This is a genomic window from Klebsiella sp. 18074 (assembly GCF_902705905.1).
Lineage (GTDB): Bacteria > Pseudomonadota > Gammaproteobacteria > Enterobacterales > Enterobacteriaceae > Klebsiella > Klebsiella terrigena.
Genome location: NZ_CACSIS010000024.1, coordinates 13,717 through 31,133 on the forward strand (window position 1 = coordinate 13,717; position 17,417 = coordinate 31,133).

Annotated in this window: 15 protein-coding genes and 1 pseudogene; 10 read left to right on the forward strand and 6 right to left on the reverse strand. The window is 60.9% G+C overall.

Features of this window, described 5'->3' with window-relative positions:
- The first annotated feature begins 15 nt into the window (after positions 1–15).
- Positions 16–1,987, forward strand: a pseudogene (gene bglF / locus GVK32_RS20915) (PTS beta-glucoside transporter subunit IIABC).
- A 15-nt stretch (positions 1,988–2,002) separates the two neighbouring features.
- Positions 2,003–3,397 (forward strand): glycoside hydrolase family 1 protein, encoded by a 1,395-nt coding sequence (locus GVK32_RS20920; protein WP_159866230.1) that lies wholly within the window; start codon positions 2,003–2,005, stop codon positions 3,395–3,397.
- Between the two features lie 38 nt (positions 3,398–3,435).
- Here GVK32_RS20920 and GVK32_RS20925 read toward each other — a convergent pair whose 3' ends face one another.
- The gene (locus GVK32_RS20925; RefSeq protein WP_159866233.1) at positions 3,436–4,170 is read right to left on the reverse strand and encodes a bifunctional 2-polyprenyl-6-hydroxyphenol methylase/3-demethylubiquinol 3-O-methyltransferase UbiG; all 735 of its coding nucleotides are present in this window, start codon (positions 4,168–4,170) and stop codon (positions 3,436–3,438) included.
- A gap of 125 nt (positions 4,171–4,295) precedes the next feature.
- Here GVK32_RS20925 and mdtQ point away from each other — a divergent pair, with 125 nt between their 5' ends.
- Complete coding sequence (gene mdtQ / locus GVK32_RS20930; protein ID WP_132512254.1) at positions 4,296–5,735, forward strand: multidrug resistance outer membrane protein MdtQ; 1,440 nt, start codon at positions 4,296–4,298, stop codon at positions 5,733–5,735.
- A gap of 39 nt (positions 5,736–5,774) precedes the next feature.
- On the opposite strand, the gene GVK32_RS20935 is transcribed toward mdtQ, so the two are convergent.
- Positions 5,775–6,344 carry a DedA family protein gene (locus GVK32_RS20935; RefSeq protein ID WP_159866236.1) on the reverse strand — a complete coding sequence of 190 codons (570 nt, stop codon included), beginning with the start codon at positions 6,342–6,344 and terminating at the stop codon, positions 5,775–5,777.
- 228 nt (positions 6,345–6,572) lie between these two features.
- On the opposite strand from GVK32_RS20935, the gene GVK32_RS20940 reads away from it, so the two are divergent.
- Both GVK32_RS20940 and pbpG read left to right on the forward strand, forming a co-directional pair.
- The gene (locus tag GVK32_RS20940; RefSeq protein ID WP_159866239.1) at positions 6,573–7,160 is read left to right on the forward strand and encodes a Yip1 family protein; all 588 of its coding nucleotides are present in this window, start codon (positions 6,573–6,575) and stop codon (positions 7,158–7,160) included.
- A 175-nt stretch (positions 7,161–7,335) separates the two neighbouring features.
- On the forward strand, positions 7,336–8,283 hold the full coding sequence (gene pbpG / locus GVK32_RS20945; protein ID WP_159866241.1) for a D-alanyl-D-alanine endopeptidase: 948 nt from the start codon (positions 7,336–7,338) through the stop codon (positions 8,281–8,283).
- Positions 8,284–8,385: 102 nt separating this feature from the next.
- Here pbpG and GVK32_RS20950 read toward each other — a convergent pair whose 3' ends face one another.
- The 3 genes from GVK32_RS20950 to dld are packed head-to-tail and all read right to left on the reverse strand — an operon-like array spanning position 8,386 to position 10,837.
- Positions 8,386–8,940, reverse strand: a complete 555-nt coding sequence (locus GVK32_RS20950; protein WP_041146457.1) for a GNAT family N-acetyltransferase — start codon at positions 8,938–8,940, stop codon at positions 8,386–8,388.
- Between the two features lie 22 nt (positions 8,941–8,962).
- Positions 8,963–9,085, reverse strand: a complete 123-nt coding sequence (locus GVK32_RS29445) for a hypothetical protein (RefSeq protein WP_255429265.1) — start codon at positions 9,083–9,085, stop codon at positions 8,963–8,965.
- Positions 9,086–9,100: 15 nt separating this feature from the next.
- A complete protein-coding gene (gene dld, locus GVK32_RS20955) occupies positions 9,101–10,837 on the reverse strand; it encodes a D-lactate dehydrogenase (protein WP_159866243.1) in 1,737 nt (578 codons plus the stop codon).
- A gap of 291 nt (positions 10,838–11,128) precedes the next feature.
- Between dld and bglX the strand changes: the two genes are divergently transcribed.
- The 5 genes from bglX to GVK32_RS20980 all read left to right on the forward strand — a co-directional run bounded on the left by bglX (position 11,129) and on the right by GVK32_RS20980 (position 17,309).
- Positions 11,129–13,426 carry a beta-glucosidase BglX gene (gene bglX, locus GVK32_RS20960; protein WP_159866246.1) on the forward strand — a complete coding sequence of 766 codons (2,298 nt, stop codon included), beginning with the start codon at positions 11,129–11,131 and terminating at the stop codon, positions 13,424–13,426.
- Positions 13,427–13,566: 140 nt separating this feature from the next.
- Positions 13,567–14,484 (forward strand): ABC transporter substrate-binding protein, encoded by a 918-nt coding sequence (locus tag GVK32_RS20965; protein WP_159866249.1) that lies wholly within the window; start codon positions 13,567–13,569, stop codon positions 14,482–14,484.
- A 6-nt stretch (positions 14,485–14,490) separates the two neighbouring features.
- Positions 14,491–15,648: an ABC transporter permease gene (locus tag GVK32_RS20970; RefSeq protein WP_159866252.1), complete on the forward strand. Its 1,158-nt coding sequence runs from the start codon at positions 14,491–14,493 to the stop codon at positions 15,646–15,648.
- A complete protein-coding gene (locus GVK32_RS20975) occupies positions 15,641–16,588 on the forward strand; it encodes an ABC transporter ATP-binding protein (RefSeq protein ID WP_159866255.1) in 948 nt (315 codons plus the stop codon). The genes GVK32_RS20970 and GVK32_RS20975 overlap by 8 nt, the downstream gene beginning before the upstream one ends.
- Entirely contained in the window at positions 16,572–17,309 is a 738-nt protein-coding gene (locus GVK32_RS20980; protein ID WP_133599077.1) for an ABC transporter permease, read from the forward strand. The genes GVK32_RS20975 and GVK32_RS20980 overlap by 17 nt, the downstream gene beginning before the upstream one ends.
- On the opposite strand, the gene GVK32_RS20985 is transcribed toward GVK32_RS20980, so the two are convergent.
- Positions 17,284–17,397, reverse strand: coding sequence for a protein YohO (locus tag GVK32_RS20985; RefSeq protein WP_071844955.1), 114 nt, complete (start codon positions 17,395–17,397; stop codon positions 17,284–17,286). The two genes, GVK32_RS20980 and GVK32_RS20985, sit on opposite strands and share 26 nt — an antisense overlap.
- Between the last annotated feature and the right edge of the window lie 20 nt (positions 17,398–17,417).

A 17,417-nucleotide genomic window follows, 5' to 3' on the forward strand; every position in this document is an offset into this window, starting at 1 on the left:
TTGGATTGTTACTGCATAACGCAGGCAAAACCTGAGCGCGACGCCATCCGGCGTTGTTCTCGGGTTTTTTTTATTTTAACACTCAGTCACGGGCCGCCCGCGGGCGGCTGAAGTCAAGGAAAACAGCATGGAATATAAAGCACTCGCGCAGGATATTCTTAGCCGGGTTGGTGGCAAAGAGAATATTGTGAGTCTGGTTCACTGCGCTACACGGCTGCGCTTTAAGCTTAAAGAGAATAAAAAGGCGGACGCGGAAGGGCTGAAGATGAATCCGGGCGTCATTATGGTGGTCGAAAGCGGCGGCCAGTTTCAGGTGGTGATCGGCAACCACGTGCACGACGTCTGGCAGGCGGTGCGCAGCGAAGCCGGGTTGACCGACGACAGCGAGCCGGTGGCGGAAACGGGTGAGAAAACCTCGGTTCTCGGTCAGGTTATCGACGTGGTGTCCGGCATCTTTACCCCGTTTATCGGCGTCCTGGCGGCGTCGGGGATCCTTAAGGGCATGCTGGCGCTGGCGGTGGTATGCGGCTGGCTGGCTCCGCAGCAGGCGACGTATCAGATCTGGTTTGCCGCCAGCGACGCGCTGTTCTTCTTCTTCCCGCTCTTTTTAGGCTATACCGCCGGCAAAAAGTTTGGCGGCAATCCGTTTATCACCATGGTTATCGGCGGGGCGTTAACCCACCCGCTGATGATTCAGGCCTTTGAGGCCAGCCAGGTATCGGGAGCCGGGGCGGCGCATTTCCTCGGCATCCCGGTAACCTTTATCAACTACAGCTCGTCGGTTATCCCGATCATTCTCGCCTCGTGGGCCAGCTGCTGGCTGGAGCGGCGCAGCAACGCGGTGCTGCCGTCATCGATGAAAAACTTCTTCACCCCGGCCATTTGCCTGGCGGTGGTGGTGCCGCTGACCTTCCTGGCTATCGGCCCGGTTGCCACCTGGCTGAGCCAGCTGCTGGCCCACGGTTACCAGATTATCTACGCGGTTGCGCCGTGGCTGGCAGGGGCCGCAATGGGCGCCCTGTGGCAGGTTTGCGTGATCTTTGGCCTGCACTGGGGGCTGATCCCTCTGATGATCAACAACCTGACGGTGCTCGGCCAGGATTCGATGCTGCCGATGCTGCTGCCGGCGGTGATGGGGCAGGTGGGAGCGGCGTTGGGGATTTTCCTGCGCAGCCGCGACGCGCGGCAAAAAGTATTGGCCGGGTCGGCTATCTCTGCCGGGATTTTTGGTATCACCGAACCGGCGATCTATGGCCTGAACCTGCCGCTGCGTCGGCCGTTTATCTTCGGCTGCGTGGCCGGGGCGATCGGCGGGGCGATTGTCGGTTTCAGCGACAGCCACGTTTACTCCTTCGGCTTTGCCAATATTTTCACCCTTGCGCAGATGATCCCGCCCCAGGGCATTGATGCCACCCTGTGGGGCGGGGCGATCGGTATCGTTGCCGCGCTGGTTATCTCCTGCGCGCTGACCTTTGTCGCCGGGCTGCCGAAGAGCAGCGTGGAGCAGGCCGCCGTCGTCACCGCTCAGGCAGGCGAAAACGATATTCTGGCCCCGATGTCCGGCAGCGTTCTGGCGCTGGATCAGGTTCCCGACGGCACCTTCGCCAGCGGTCTGCTGGGAAAGGGCGTGGCGATTATTCCCGCCAGCGGCAGGGTTATCGCCCCGTTTGCCGGCGAAGTGGCGTCCTTATTCCAGACCAAACACGCGATTGGCCTGCTCAGCGACGGCGGCATTGAGCTGCTGATCCATGTTGGTATCGACACCGTTAAGCTCAACGGCGTGCCCTTTACCGCCCACGTGAAGGAAGGGGACAGGGTGCAGGCCGGTGACCTGCTGCTGGAGTTCGATCGCCAGGCGATTCTGGATGCCGGCTATGACCTGGCAACCCCGATTATTATCAGTAACAGCGACGGCTATCGCAGCGTTGATATTGTCTCTGGCAGCGCGGTTGACGCCGGCCAGCCGCTGCTGTCCGTCAGCCATTAATTACAGGAGAGAGAGATGAAGACATTCCCAAAAACATTCTTATGGGGCGGCGCGACCGCGGCAAACCAGGTGGAAGGGGCGTATCTGGAGGAGGGGAAGGGGCTATCGACGTCAGACGTTCAGCCGCACGGCGTATTTGGCGAGGTGGTTGAACGCGCCGCCGGCGACAGCGGCATCAAGGATATCGCCATCGACTTCTACCACCGCTACCCGGAAGATATCAGCCTGTTCGCGGAGATGGGCTTTAACTGCCTGCGGGTGTCGATTGCCTGGACGCGCATTTTTCCCAACGGCGACGATAGCGAAGCCAACGAAGCCGGACTGGCCTTCTACGACCGGCTGTTTGATGAGCTGGCGCAGCACAACATCACCCCCCTGGTGACGCTGTCGCATTACGAAATGCCGTGGGCGCTGGTGAAAAACTACGGCGGCTGGGGCGGGCGCGAGGTCATCGGCTTCTTTGAGCGCTATGCGCGCACGGTGTTTGCCCGCTATCAGCATAAGGTCAAGCTGTGGCTCACCTTTAACGAAATCAACATGTCCCTGCATGCGCCGATGACCGGCGTCGGCCTGCCGGAGGGCAGCAGCAAGGCGGCGGTCTACCAGGCGATACATCATCAGCTGGTGGCAAGCGCGCTGGCGGTTAAGGCCTGCCACGAGATAGTTGAAGACGGGAAAATCGGCAATATGCTGCTTGGCGGCCTGATGTACCCGCTCAGCTGCCGTCCTGAAGATATCTTTGAGACCCTGCAGCAGAACCGCAGCTGGCAGTTCTTCGGCGACGTGCAGTGTCGCGGCGCCTATCCGGGCTATATGCTGCGCTATTTCCGCGAGCAGGATATCAGCCTTGAGATAACCGACGCCGACCGCGCGGCGCTGAAGGAGACCGTCGATTTTATCTCCTTTAGCTACTATATGACCGGCTGCGTGACCGCCGACGAGGAGCTGAATAAAAAAGCGCGCGGTAACATTCTCAGCATGGTGCCCAACCCGCACCTTGCGAGCTCGGAGTGGGGCTGGCAAATCGACCCGCTGGGCCTGCGCACGCTGCTTAACGTCCTGTGGGATCGCTATCAAAAGCCGCTGTTTATTGTTGAAAACGGCCTCGGCGCGAAGGACAAGGTAGAAGCGGACGGCAGCATCAATGATGACTACCGCATCGCCTACCTGAACGATCATCTGCTGCAGGTGCGGGAGGCTATCGACGACGGCGTCGAGCTGATGGGCTACACCAGTTGGGGGCCCATCGACCTGGTGAGCGCCTCGAAGGCCGAGCTCTCCAAGCGCTACGGTTTTATTTACGTCGATCGTGACGACGAGGGTAAAGGTACGCTGGCGCGCAGCAGGAAGAAGAGCTTTAGCTGGTATAAAGAGGTCATTGCCAGCAACGGTGCCAGCCTGAAAGAGTAAGCCGCTCTGCGGCCCGCAGGCTCCGGGCCGCCAGCCGGTTACGCCGGTTTACGCGCGCGCAGTAAAAAGATCATCGGCCGTTCTTTTTCTTCATCGAGGCCCGGCTGGGCGGCAATTTGCGCCGCCGTCGGGCCCCACTCGTCAAGATGTTCAATCACGAAGCCGGCGGCAACCAGCAGGTTTATCCAGCTGGCGAGCTTGCGGTGCTGTTTTTTTACCCCATCGGCAAACCAGTTGCTGATGCGCTCACCCTCCTGCTGATAGTGGCTGACCGGCCAGCTTTTCTGCCCCTCGGCATCTTCCTGCCAGCCCTGACGCAGCGGCGCGGTGTAGACCGGATGTTCGGCGGAAAAGAGCAGCGTGCCGCCGGGGGTTAACGCCTGATAAACGGTGGCGAACAGCGGGGCCACGTCCGGCAGATAGTGCAGGGCCAGCGAGCTGTAGACCAGCTCGCAGCCGTTGGCGGGCAGCGTCAGGGTTTGCAGATCGGCGCAGCGGTAGTCAATATCCTGACCCTCGCTCATTTCGCGCGCGCGTTCGAGCATGCGGCTGGAGATATCCAGTCCGCTCACCTGCGCCGCGCCCTGGTCGCGGGCCCAGCGGCAGAACCAGCCGTAGCCGCAGCCGAGATCAATCACCCGCAGGCCGGATAACGGCGGCAGCATCTGCTGAATAGCGGGCCACTCCGGTGCGCCGTCAAGGCCCTTTACCGAACGGTCGAGAGTCGCGTAGCCGGCGAAAAAGCTCGGGTCATCGTAAATATTCTGGCTCATGTTCACTCCGTGAATTCATTTATTTATTTTTAAACATTTTATTTGGCTAGCCACACGCTTTACTTAACGGCACGAGGTCAATTACTTTATTATAACCGACCTTATTAAGTAATCTGACCTATCTCATGAACCTGAATCTGAGCAAACGCGTTATCGCCGGGCTGCCCCTGGTCATTGCGCTGGCCGGCTGCGCGCCGTCACACGATACCGGCACTCCGCCGCAGCAGCAGACTCCTGCCTCCCATGTGGCAACGGAGCTGCCTGCCAGCGTGAAAAACGGCTGGCCGCACGACAGCTGGTGGCAAGAGTACCGCGATCCGCAGTTGAACAGCCTGATTCAGCGCGCCTTAGCCAACGCGCCGGATATGCAGATTGCCGACCAGCGGATAAAGCTGGCGGAAGCCCAGGCGCGGATGTCGCAGGCCAACCTTGGCCCGGAGATGGACTTTTCCGCCAACGTTGAGCGGCAGAAAATGTCCTCAGAGGGGCTGATGGGGCCTTTCGCGACCGATACCGATGGCAACACCGGGCCGTGGTACACCAACGGCACCTTCGGCCTGACGGCGGGCTGGGATCTGGATCTGTGGGGGAAAAATCGCGCGCTGGTGAAGGCCCGCATCGGTGAAGTGAAGGCACAGATAGCCGAGCAGGCGCAAACCCGAGAGCTGCTGGCAAGCAGCGTGGCGCGCCTCTACTGGCAGTGGCAGACCGAGGCGGCGGTGAAAAACGTGCTGCAGCAGCTGAAGGATGAGCAGAACAATATCGTCAGCGTCGATCGCGCGCTGTACCAGCGTGGGATCACCAACTCGGTTGAGGGGGCGGAGAACGATATCAACGTCAGCAAAACCGATCAGCATCTGGCCGATGTAACCGGCAGCATGAAGGAGATTGAGGCGCGTCTGATGGCCTTAACCAACAGCCAGAGCCGGGCGCTGAACCTCCGTCCGGCGCCTCTGCCCGCCGTCAGCACGCAAATGCCGACCGAGCTGGGCTACGAGCTGCTGGCGCGCCGCCCGGATCTGCAGGAGGCGCACTGGTATATCGAAGCCTCTTTAAGCGAGGTGGATGCGGCGAAAGCGGCGTTCTATCCGGATATTAACCTGATGGGCTTCCTGCAGCAGGATGCCCTGCACTTAAGCGATCTGTTCCGCCACTCGGCGCAGCAGATGGGGCTCTCAGCCGGCCTGACGCTGCCTATCTTTGATAGCGGCCGCCTGAACGCTAACCTGGATATCGTCAGCGCGCAGAACAATCTGTCGGTGGCAAAGTATAACAAAGCGGTCGTTGACGCGGTGAATCAGGTGGCGAAGGCGGCGAGCCAGGTAGAGACCCTGATGGAGAAAAATCAGCAGCAGCAGCAGGTCGAAAAAGACGCCCGGCGGATGGTGGATCTGGCGCAGGCGCGGATGAATGCCGGGATCCTGCCGGGTTCGAAAGTCAGCATGGCGAAGCTGCCGGCGCTCGAAGAGCGAATTTCCGCGCTGCGCCTGCACGGTCAGTGGCTGGACGCCAACATTCAGCTGACCTCCGCGCTGGGCGGCGGCTACCGCCAGGCCGCGAAGTAATCCCGTTTTCCCCGGCGACGCCGCCGCCGGGGTGCCCGTCTACTCTTTCCTTTGCGCTTCGCGGCGCTTCAGCCACCAGTGCGCGGCGATCACCAGCACAACCACAAGGATCAGCCAGACTGCGTACTTGAGATGGCCATCAAGATGATGCAGCCACGGGCCAATGGCTTCTCCCCCCAGGTAGCCGAGGGTGGTGAACAGCAGCGCCCAGACGATCGCCCCGAGGATATTGAGCGGCAGAAAGACCTTCGGCGGCAGGCGGCTGGCGCCGATCAGCAGCGGGCCGATGATGCGAAAGCCGTACATAAAGCGCGCCCCGATGACGAACAGGTAGGGGCGGCGCTGGATCATGCGCTGCGCCTTACGGATCCGCGCCTGCTGGCGGGAAAAGCGTCGCAGCAGCCGGCCGCCAAAGCGCCTGCCGAGCAGGTACAGCAGCTGGTCGCCAATCATCCCGCCCAGCGCCACGGAAATGACCACCAGCGGAAACTTCAATAAGCCCTGATGCGCCGCCACTCCGCCAAGGAGGGTGATAGTTTCGCCTTCCGCTATGCTGCCGATGACCAGCGCAGCGTAGCCATAATGGGAAATCAGGTTATTGACATCCATACAAAAAATTCTCCCTCCTCGCGGCACCTTTCAGGTAGCGCCGGCGCGCGGCCCGGCCGCCAGTCTTAACCGTTCTGAGTGACGCGACGTTTTTACCCTAAAACCTAAGCATACACCCTGGCGCTTAAAATGAGGTTAAGTGCCTTTTTATCGCTGTATACAAAATAATCTCTCAGGGTGAATTATACTTGTATCACTGCTGTACGAGGCCGTGACAAGGGGGACGCTATGAACCATGTCTGGGGACTTTTCTCTCATCCGAATCAAGAGATGAGCGTTATCAAAAGCGAAAACGAAACGATTTCGCATCACTACACGCACCACGTGCTAGTCATGGCGGCGATTCCGGTTATCTGCGCGTTTATTGGTGCCACGCAGCTGGGCTGGAACTTCGGCGATGGCACCGTGATAAAACCGTCGCTGTTTACCGGGCTGGCGCTCGCGGTGCTGTTTTATGCCGTGATGCTCGCCGGGGTGGCGGTGATGGGGCGGGTCATCTGGTGGATGGCGAGAAGCTATCCGCAGCGGCCCTCGCTAAAACGCTGCATGGTGTTTGCAGGCTACGTCGCGACGCCGCTGTTTTTAAGCGGGATCGTGGCGCTCTATCCGCTGGTGTGGCTGTGCGCGTTTGTCGGCACGGTGGCGCTGTTTTACACCGGCTACTTGCTCTATCTCGGGATCCCAACCTTCCTGAGTATCAATCGTGAAGAGGGGCTAAGCTTTACCAGCTCCACCCTCGCAATCGGGGTGCTGGTGCTGGAAGTGCTGCTGGCGATAACCGTTATCCTGTGGGGCTACGGCTACCGGCTGTTCTAACAACATACATTGCCAGCATAAATGGATTTTTATGCTGGCAATGCAGCATTTGCTCACTATTCTTATTAGCCAGGCGCGGCCGTGGCGCGGTATGATTGCTCCCGCCAGCGTCGTTTTTGCTTCAGCGCCGCAGCGTACGTACAAACGTGCAAAAATACTTTTCAGAATGCTCACCATGCCGAAATTTCGAGTTTCTTTGCTCAGCCTGACTTTGCTGCTGGCTGTTCCTTTTGCGCCCCAGGCGATAGCAAAAACCCCCGCGACCGTTCACGCCATACAGCCGGATATCGCTTCCGGTAGCGCGATGATTGTCGATCTTGCGAGTAAAAAAATTGTCTACCAGAGCCAGCCGGATCTGGTTCGCCCGATGGCCTCCATCACCAAAGTGATGACCGCCATGGTGGTACTTGATGCCCATCTGCCGCTGGATGAGATGCTGAGCGTGGACATCAGCCACACCCCGGAAATGAAGGGGATCTATTCACGCGTGCGCCTGAACAGCCAAATCAGCCGTCGTAACATGCTGCTACTGGCGCTGATGTCTTCGGAAAACCGCGCCGCCGCGAGCCTCGCCCACCATTATCCCGGCGGCTATGACGCCTTTATTCGCGCGATGAACGCCAAGGCGCAGGCGCTGGGCATGACCCATACCCGCTACGTTGAACCGACCGGCCTGTCGATTCACAACGTCTCGACCGCGCGCGATCTGACCAAACTGCTGATTGCCACCGAGCAGTATCCGCTGATCGGTCAGCTGAGCACCACCAAAGAGGATATGGCCACGTTCTCCCAGCCGGCCTATACGCTGCCGTTCCGCAACACCAACCACCTGGTGTATCGCGATAACTGGAATATTCAGCTGACCAAAACCGGCTTTACCAACGCCGCGGGCCACTGCCTGATCATGCGCACGGTGATTAATCAGCGCCCGGTGGCGCTGGTGGTGATGGATGCGTTTGGCAAATATACGCACTTTGCCGACGCCAGCCGCCTGCGGACGTGGATTGAGACCGGGAAGGTGATGCCGGTTCCGGCTTCAGCTCTGAGCTATAAAAAGCAGCGTGAAGCGCAGATGGCGGATGCGATGCTGAAAGGCGGCGCGCAGACCGCGCAGAACGATTAATCGGACGCCTGGCTTTGCCCAAAGCGCCGGCTCGGGGATTGCCCGTCCCGGCGCTTTGGCGCTCTCCCGGCAGGCGACGCCGCTGCGGGTTTTCGCCCAAATCTACTCCGGGATCGTCAGGTCGCCGTCGCCAAGCCGGCGCTGCATAATTAGCGTATCCCGCCAGTCGCCCATCTTGTAGCCCACGCTGCGCAGCTGCCCCGCCACGCTAAAGCCAAATTTTTTGTGGATCGCCAGCGAGCCGGCGTTATTGTGCCCGTCGCCGATAATGGCCAGCATCTGCCGCCACGGCCCCTGCTCGCACTTCGCGATGAGCTGCGACAGCAGGGCGCTACCGATGCCGCGTCCGCCCATGCCTGATTCGACGTAAATCGACTCTTCAAGGGTGTAGCGATAGGCCGGGCGAGGGCGGTAAAAGGTGGCGTAGCAGTAGCCGACGATGGACCCACGCCACAGCGCCACCAGCCACGGAAGGCCGTTGTCGCGTACGGTTTTAATCCGCTTGCGCATTTCGTCGACGGTGGGGGGAATATCTTCAAAGGAGGCGCGCCCGTTGAGGACGTGCCAAACGTACAGCGCGGCGATGGCGTGAGCATCATCGGGCAGGGCTTCGCGGATTTCTAATTCAGCGCTGTGTAACATATCCGCTTCGGACATGGTGGGGCTCCTTAAGCCAGGTTTACCGGGGACGCGTTTTCTTCGGCATGCAGCGTAATACATAACCCCGGTAGATGAATAGCCCCGGCAGGGATCGTTCTTCGGCCTGCTTGCCAGCGGGCGAGGTCAGGCCGAAGACGTTCATGGTTAGCGCCTGCGCCTACGAGGCGCTGCCGTCGCTCTCCTGGTGCTCGCCCCAGTATTTTTGCTTGCTGGTTTTGCCGATCCCCGGGTTCATGCTGTTGGTCGGGTCGTTCTGGCGATAGAACTGCTTTAAGCTCTCCGGCGCTTCGTAAAGATGCCCGACGTTGTGCTCGGCGGGATACTGCGCGCCGCGCGCTTTTAGCAGCACCAGCATCTTCTCCTTCAGCTCGTGGGCATCCACGCCTTTCTTAACGATGTAGTCCTGGTGGAAGACGTGGCACATAAAGTGGCCGTAATAGAGCTTATAGACCAGCTGGTCGTCGATCTCGGCCGGCAAATGCTCAAACCACTCGCTGTCGTTGCGGCGCAGGGCGATATCCAGCGCCAGAATATCCTCCACCTCGTCGGCGTGAACGGCCTGGTAGCGGATGGCGGCACCCGCCGCGGCGAAGCGGTGCAGGAACGCCTTGCTGCCTTCTTGCGCCGTGCAGACGAAGAAATCGCCCTCGGCCTCTTTAAAGTACTCCGTCAGCCACGCCTGGGCTTCCTCGACGCCGTCGCCCGCCATCTTCAGCAGCAGGTGGTGCTCATATTTATCGCGCCAGATTTTCATTCGCTCCGGCAGGTGCGCCGGGAAAACGTGACCGATTTTTTGCATAAAGCGGTCGGTGAAGTGCGGCTTAAACAGCGGCACCTTCTCCAGCATCGCGTCGGTGCGGCCCTTCATGGTGAAGAAGAACGGCATTTTGTCGGTGCCGAGCTTGTCGATCATCAGGAAGGTGTCCTTGCCGTAGCGCTCGGCGATATCGTAGATATCGCGATGCATATATTCTCCCGCCACCGGCAGGTTGTTAAATTCAGCAAGAATATGGCGGCGGATTTCGGTCAGCACTTCAGGCCTGTTGCTGCCGATGTAAAACACCTGCTGGCGCTTTTCCGCCGGGAAGGTGTCGAGACGGGCGGCAAACACCGCCAGCTTGCCGGCGCAGCCCGAGGACTCAAACAGGCGGTCGGGGTCGGCGTTGTAGCGCGCCGGCGTGTCGGCGGTGACGTCGCGCACGCGGGTAACGTAATCATGATCGTGGGCGTGGCGGCCGTCGTGCAGGACGTCTTCATCCTTAATGCGATCGTCGTCGAGATGGCTGAGGATCTGCTCCGGGGAGGTGCCGAGATCGATGCCCAGGTGGTTAACCAGACGCAGCCTGCCGCTTTCATCAATCTGCGCAAACAGCGACATCTCGGTATAGGCCGGGCCGCGCTGAACCAGCGAACCGCCGGAGTTATTGCAGATGCCGCCGATAACCGATGCGCCGATGCAGGAGGAGCCAATCACCGAGTGCGGCTCGCGGCCAAACGGCTTCAGCGCCTTCTCCAGCGAATAGAGCGTGGTGCCCGGGAAGGCCAGCACCTGCTCGCCTTTACCCAGCAGATGCAGCTTGTCGAGGCGCAGGGTGCTGATAATCACGATGTCGCGATCGTAATCGTTGCCGCTGGGGGTGGAGCCTTCGGTGAGGCCGGTATTCGCCGCCTGCATGAGAATAATTTTATCGGCCTCCACGCAGGCGCTCAGCACCCGCCAGAGTTCCAGCAGCGTTCCGGGAAAGACCACGGCCAGCGCGTCGCCGTGGCCGGAGCGGAACCCTTTGCGATAGCGCTGGGTTTTGGCCGGATCGGTGAGCAGATGCGAGGAGCCAACCAGTCGCGCCAGCTCTGTCAGAAATGCGTTGTTTTGTGGTGTAGCTGCAGATGACATGATCCACTCCTTGTGGTGGGACAAAAAATTCTGCACTAAGAATAGCGCTTTGTATGACAATTTGGTGCAAGAATGTTTCGAAAAATCAGAGCAGAAGCCGAGCTTTCTACAGGCGTCTCGCTTATGTTTATGGCAAACTGCGGTTTTTATTATACTTGTCGCCTACAAGCTGCGCGCGCCGCCGGCCTCGCCCTTTGCGGGCCAGCGCCGGGACGACGAGCGCCGCAGTTCGAAATTGATAAAGTATAGGCTTCGCCAAAATCCTCGCTACTGGAAGAAAGAGAGATAACCATGAAATGGCTCTGTACTGTAGGCCTCGCCGTTAGCCTGGCGCTGCAACCCGCGCTGGCGGATGAACTGTTCGGCAACCATCCTTTGACTCCGCAGGCGCGGGATGCCTTCGTCAGCGAACTGCTGAAGAAGATGACGGTGGACGAAAAGATAGGCCAGCTGCGGCTGATTAGCGTCGGGCCGGATAACCCGAAAGAGGCGATCCGCGAGATGATCAAAGAGAGCCAGGTCGGGGCTATCTTTAACACCGTGACCCGCTCGGATATCCGGGTGATGCAGGACCAGGTCATGCAGCTCAGCCGGCTGAAAATTCCGCTGTTCTTCGCCTACGACGTGCTCCACGGTCAGCGCACCGTCTTCCCGATTAGCCTCGGCCTGGCCTCCTCCTTCAACCTCGACGCGGTAAATACCGTCGGGCGTATTTCGGCCTATGAAGCCGCCGACGATGGCCTCAACATGACCTGGGCGCCGATGGTGGATGTCTCCCGCGATCCGCGCTGGGGGCGCGCCTCCGAGGGCTTTGGCGAAGATACCTATTTAACCACCATGATGGGCAAAGCGATGGTTGAGTCGATGCAGGGCAAGAGCCCGGCGGACCGCTACTCGGTGATGACCAGCGTGAAGCACTTCGCCGCCTACGGCGCGGTGGAGGGCGGTAAAGAGTACAACACCGTCGATATGAGCCCGCAGCGCCTGTTCAACGACTATATGCCGCCGTACAAAGCGGGGCTGGATGCCGGCAGCGGCGCGGTCATGGTGGCGCTTAACTCGCTCAACGGCACCCCGGCAACCTCCGACGCGTGGCTGCTAAAAGAGGTGCTGCGCGACGACTGGGGCTTTAAGGGCATTACCGTTTCCGACCATGGGGCGATCAAAGAGCTTATCAAGCACGGCGTGGCCTCCGACCCGGAAGACGCGGTGCGCGTGGCGCTGAAGTCCGGCATCAATATGAGCATGAGTGACGAGTACTACAGCAAATACCTGCCGGATCTGGTGAAGTCCGGCAAGGTGACGATGGCGGAGCTGGACGACGCGACGCGCCACGTGCTTAACGTCAAATACGACATGGGCCTGTTCAACGATCCGTACAGCCACCTGGGGCCGAAGGAGTCAGACCCGCAGGACACCAACGCCGAAAGCCGCTTGCATCGTAAAGAGGCTCGGGAAGTCGCGCGTGAAAGCCTGGTACTGCTGAAAAACCGTCTCGAGACGCTGCCGCTGAAAAAATCGGGCACCGTGGCGGTCATTGGGCCGCTGGCCGACAGCAAGCGCGACATGATGGGCAGCTGGTCGGCGGCGGGGGTTGCCGATCAGTCGGTTACCGTGCTTACCGGAATTAAAACGGCGCTCGGCGATCGGGGCAAGGTGCTTTACGCCCGCGGCGCCAACGTGACGAACGATCAAGGCATCGTTGATTTCCTCAACCTGTATGAAAAAGCGGTGCAGGTCGACCCGCGCTCGCCGCAGGCGATGATCGACGAGGCGGTAGCCGCCGCGAAGCAGTCCGATGTGGTTGTCGCGGTTGTCGGCGAAGCGCAGGGGATGGCACACGAGGCCTCCAGCCGCACCGATATCACGCTGCCCCAGAGCCAGCGCGATTTAATCAGCGCTCTCAAAGCCACCGGTAAACCGCTGGTGCTGGTGCTGATGAACGGTCGCCCGCTGGCGCTGGTCAAAGAGGATCAGCAGGCTGACGCGATGCTGGAGACCTGGTTTGCCGGCACCGAAGGCGGCAACGCCATTGCCGACGTGCTGTTCGGCGACGCCAATCCGTCCGGCAAGCTGCCGATGTCGTTCCCGCGCTCGGTCGGGCAGATCCCGGTCTACTACAGCCACCTCAATACCGGTCGTCCTTACAACGCCGACAAGCCGAATAAGTACACCTCACGCTACTTCGACGAGGCCAACGGCCCGCTCTACCCGTTCGGCTACGGCCTGAGCTACACCACCTTCAGCGTCTCTGACGTTAAAATGTCGGCACCGACCATGCAGGCCGACGGCAGCGTGACCGCCAGCGTGCAGGTGACCAATACCGGCAAGCGCGAAGGGGCCACGGTTATCCAGCTGTACCTGCAGGACGTGACCGCCTCGATGAGCCGTCCGGTGAAAATGCTGCGCGGCTTCAAGCGCGTGACCCTCAAGCCGGGCGAGACGCAGACCGTCAGCTTCCCGATTGAGGTCGACGCCCTGAAGTTCTGGAACCAGAAAATGAAATACGCCGCCGAGCCGGGTAAATTCAACGTCTTTATCGGCGTCGATTCTGCCCGTGTGAAGCAGGGTGAGTTTGAACTGCTCTAATTTGGGCCGGCGCGATGCGCCGACTTTGCTCCTCTATCAGGCCGGGTAACCGGCCTTTTCTTTTCCTTTCATCGCGCATTTGCGCTACGCTTTTCTCTTAAGCTTCTGTAAATGGAGCGCAAATTAAAGAGGGAAGCGGGATGAGGATTGCAAGTAAATGGTCGGTCGCGCTGGCGCTGGCAGCCCTGGTGAGCCTGCCGCTTCAGGCGGCGGAGCCGGTCAAAGTGGGCTCGAAAATTGATACCGAAGGGGCGCTGCTGGGCAATATTATTTTGCAGGTGCTGGAGAGCCACGGGGTGAAGACCGTCAATAAAGTGCAGCTCGGGACCACCCCGGTGGTGCGCGGCGCCATTACCGCGGGCGAATTAGATATTTATCCTGAGTACACCGGCAACGGGGCCTTCTTCTTTAAGCAGGAGAACGATCCAGCGTGGAAAAACGCACAGCAGGGTTATGAGAAGGTCAAAACCCTGGACGCCGAGAAGAATAAGCTCATCTGGCTAACGCCCGCGCCGGCCAACAACACCTGGACCATCGCCGTGCGTCAGGATGTGGCGCAAAAAAATCATCTCACTTCACTGGCCGACCTGAGCGGCTATCTGCAAAAGGGCGGCGAATTCAAGCTGGCGGCCTCCGCTGAGTTTATCGAACGTCCGGATGCGCTCCCGGCCTTTGAAAAGGCCTACGATTTCAAGCTTAATCAAAGCCAGCTGCTGTCGCTGGCCGGCGGCGACACGGCGGTGACCATCAAGGCGGCGGCGCAGCAGACCTCCGGCGTCAACGCAGCGATGGCCTATGGGACCGACGGGCCGGTGGCCGCGCTCGGGCTGCAAACGCTGAGCGATCCGAAAGGCGTGCAGCCGATCTACGCCCCGGCGCCGGTGGTGCGCGAAGCGGTGCTGAAGGCCTATCCGCAGATGGCGCAGTGGCTGCAGCCGGTCTTCGCCAGCCTTGACGAAAAAACGCTGCAGCAGCTCAACGCCAGCATTGCGGTGGAAGGGCTGGACGCGAAGAAAGTTGCCGCAGACTATCTGCAGCAAAAAGGTCTGTTGAAGTAGGTTTGGGTGGCTATTCGTTGCTATAACCGCGTTTCGCTGCTGCTGGCACTTTTACTGCTGATGATGGTGGCGCTGCCGTTTGTTAACTATGCGCCGAACCGGCTGCTCTCCGGCGAGGCGCGCTGGCTGTGGCAGAGCTGGCCGTGGCTGGCCGCCGCGCAGCTGGGTATGGCGGCGGCCGTCCTGCTGCTTTGCGCGATCCCGGGCCGCTTACCGCTGCTGTTAACCTTCCTGATAGCCGATGCGCTGCTGCCGCTGCTGTGGTACGGCGGCGGGCAGGCGGCGCTGCAGCTGGCGCAAAGCGGGTCGTCGCTGGCGCGCACGTCGCCGGGCAGCGGGCTATGGCTTTCGCTGGCGCTGTGCCTGCTGCTGGCCAGCGATGCGATACGGCGCCTGACGGCGCGGACCCTGTGGCGTTGGCTACTCAATGCGCAAATCTGGCTCATTCCCTGCGTCCTGCTGGCGACGGGGAGGCTTGACTCGCTCTCGCTGCTAAAAGAGTACGCCAACCGCCAGGACATCTTTGACGATGCCCTGCGCCAGCACGTGCTCCTGCTGCTCGGTACGCTGCTACCCGCTCTGCTCATCGGCGTACCGATGGGCGTGTGGATCTGGCGGCAGCCGCGCTGGCAGGCGTCGGTGTTTACCTGCCTCAACGTCATTCAAACTATCCCTTCGGTGGCGCTCTTTGGCCTGCTGATCGCGCCGCTTGCCGGCCTGACGCGCCGCTTTCCCGCGCTGGCTGAGGCCGGTATCTCCGGCACCGGAACGGCGCCCGCGCTGATTGCGCTGGTGCTCTACGCTCTGCTGCCGCTGGTGCGCGGCGTGGTCACCGGCCTGCAGCAGGTGCCGCGCGAAGCGCTGGAAAGCGCGGCGGCGATGGGCATGAGCGCTTTCCAGCGTTTCTGGCAGGTACAGCTGCCGCTGGCGCTGCCGATACTGCTGCGCAGCCTGCGGGTGGTGAGCGTACAAACCGTCGGTATGGCGGTGGTGGCGGCGCTGATCGGCGCCGGAGGATTTGGCGCTCTGGTCTTCCAGGGCCTGCTCAGCAGCGCGCTGGACCTGGTGCTGCTCGGGGTGATCCCGACGATTGCGCTGGCGGTGGTGGTGGATGCGCTTTTTGCGCTGTGGGGCGCGTTGCTAAAAGGAGAGGCCGGTGATTGAATTTGACGGCGTAAGCAAATCGTTTGCCGGGCAGCCGGCGGTGAAAAACCTCAACCTGCACCTGCGGGAAGGGGCATTCTCGGTGCTTATCGGCACCTCTGGCTCGGGCAAATCGACGACCCTGAAGATGATTAACCGGCTGGTCGAGCACGACAGCGGCACTATCCGCTTCGCCGGCCAGGATATCCGCGAGCAGCCGGTGCTGGCGCTGCGTCGGCGGATGGGCTATGCCATCCAGTCGATAGGCCTGTTTCCCCACTGGACGGTGGCGCAGAATATCGCCACTGTCCCGCAACTGCAGAAGTGGCCGCGCCAAAAAATTGAGGCGCGGGTTGATGAGCTGATGGCGCTGCTGGGGCTGGAGGCCACGCTGCGGGCGCGCTATCCGCACCAGCTTTCCGGCGGCCAGCAGCAGCGGGTTGGCGTGGCGCGGGCGCTGGCGGCCAACCCGGAGGTGCTGCTGATGGACGAACCCTTCGGCGCGCTCGACCCGGTGACCCGCGAGGCGCTGCAGCAGGAGATGATCCGCATTCACCGGCTGCTGGGGCGCACCATTGTCCTGGTCACCCACGATATTGACGAGGCGCTGCGGCTGGCGGATCACCTGGTGCTGATGGACGGCGGGGAAGTGGTGCAGCAGGGGGAGCCGCTGCAGATGCTGCTGCAGCCGAAGAACGACTTTGTTGAGACCTTTTTTGGTCGCAGCGAGCTTGGCGTGCGCCTGCTATCGCTGCGCGGCGTCGGCGACTATCTGCGCCGCGATGAACGTCTCGCCGGCGATACCCTCAACGTGGCGATGACGCTGCGCGAAGCGCTGTCGTTGTTCGTGGCCCACCGCCGCGAGGTGCTGCCGGTGGTGGATGAACGGGGGGCCGCGTGCGGGACGTTGCACTTTGCCGATCTGCTGCGCGAGGGGGTTCGGCATGAAGGTTCTGCGTGATCCGCTGCTGTGGCTGCTGGCGCTGTTTATCGCCATTCTGCTGGCGCTTCCCTACAGCGCGCCGTTGTTTAGCGCCCTGTTTCCGGAGCTGCCGCGCCCGGTCTATCAGCAGCAGAGCTTTCTTGCCCTGACCCTCGCGCACTGTTGGCTGGTTGCGCTCTCCAGCCTCGCAGCAACGCTTATCGGCGTGGGCGCGGGGATTGCGGTAACGCGCCCCGCGGGCCGCGAATTTCGCCCGCTGGTGGAGACCATTGCCGCCATGGGGCAGACCTTTCCGCCGGTGGCGGTGCTGGCGATTGCGGTTCCGGTGCTGGGGTTTGGCTGGGAGCCGGCGCTGATTGCGCTGGCGCTGTACGGCATTCTGCCGGTGCTGCAGGGCACCCTGGCGGGGCTGAGCGCAGTGCCCTCGGGGGCGCTTGAGGTGGCGCAGGGAATGGGGATGACCGGCTGGCAGCGGCTGGTCAAAGTCGAGCTGCCGCTGGCGGCGCCGGTGATGCTGGCCGGCATTCGCACTTCGACGATCGTCAATATGGGGACGGCGACGATTGCCTCAACCGTCGGGGCCAATACGCTCGGCACGCCGATCGTCATTGGCCTGAGCGGGTTTAATACCGCCTATGTTCTGCAGGGGGCGCTGCTGGTGGCGCTGGCGGCGATCGTGGTTGACCGCGGGTTTGAGCGGCTGAATCAGCGAATCAGCCGACACCGCCGCGAACGATAAAGGAGTAACCGGCAAGCATAACGCCGCTGATCCCGCCGATAGCCATAAATAAGAACAGGGTAATAACCGCAATTTTTGCTGGCTTCATAATAGGCTCCTGATGTTAAC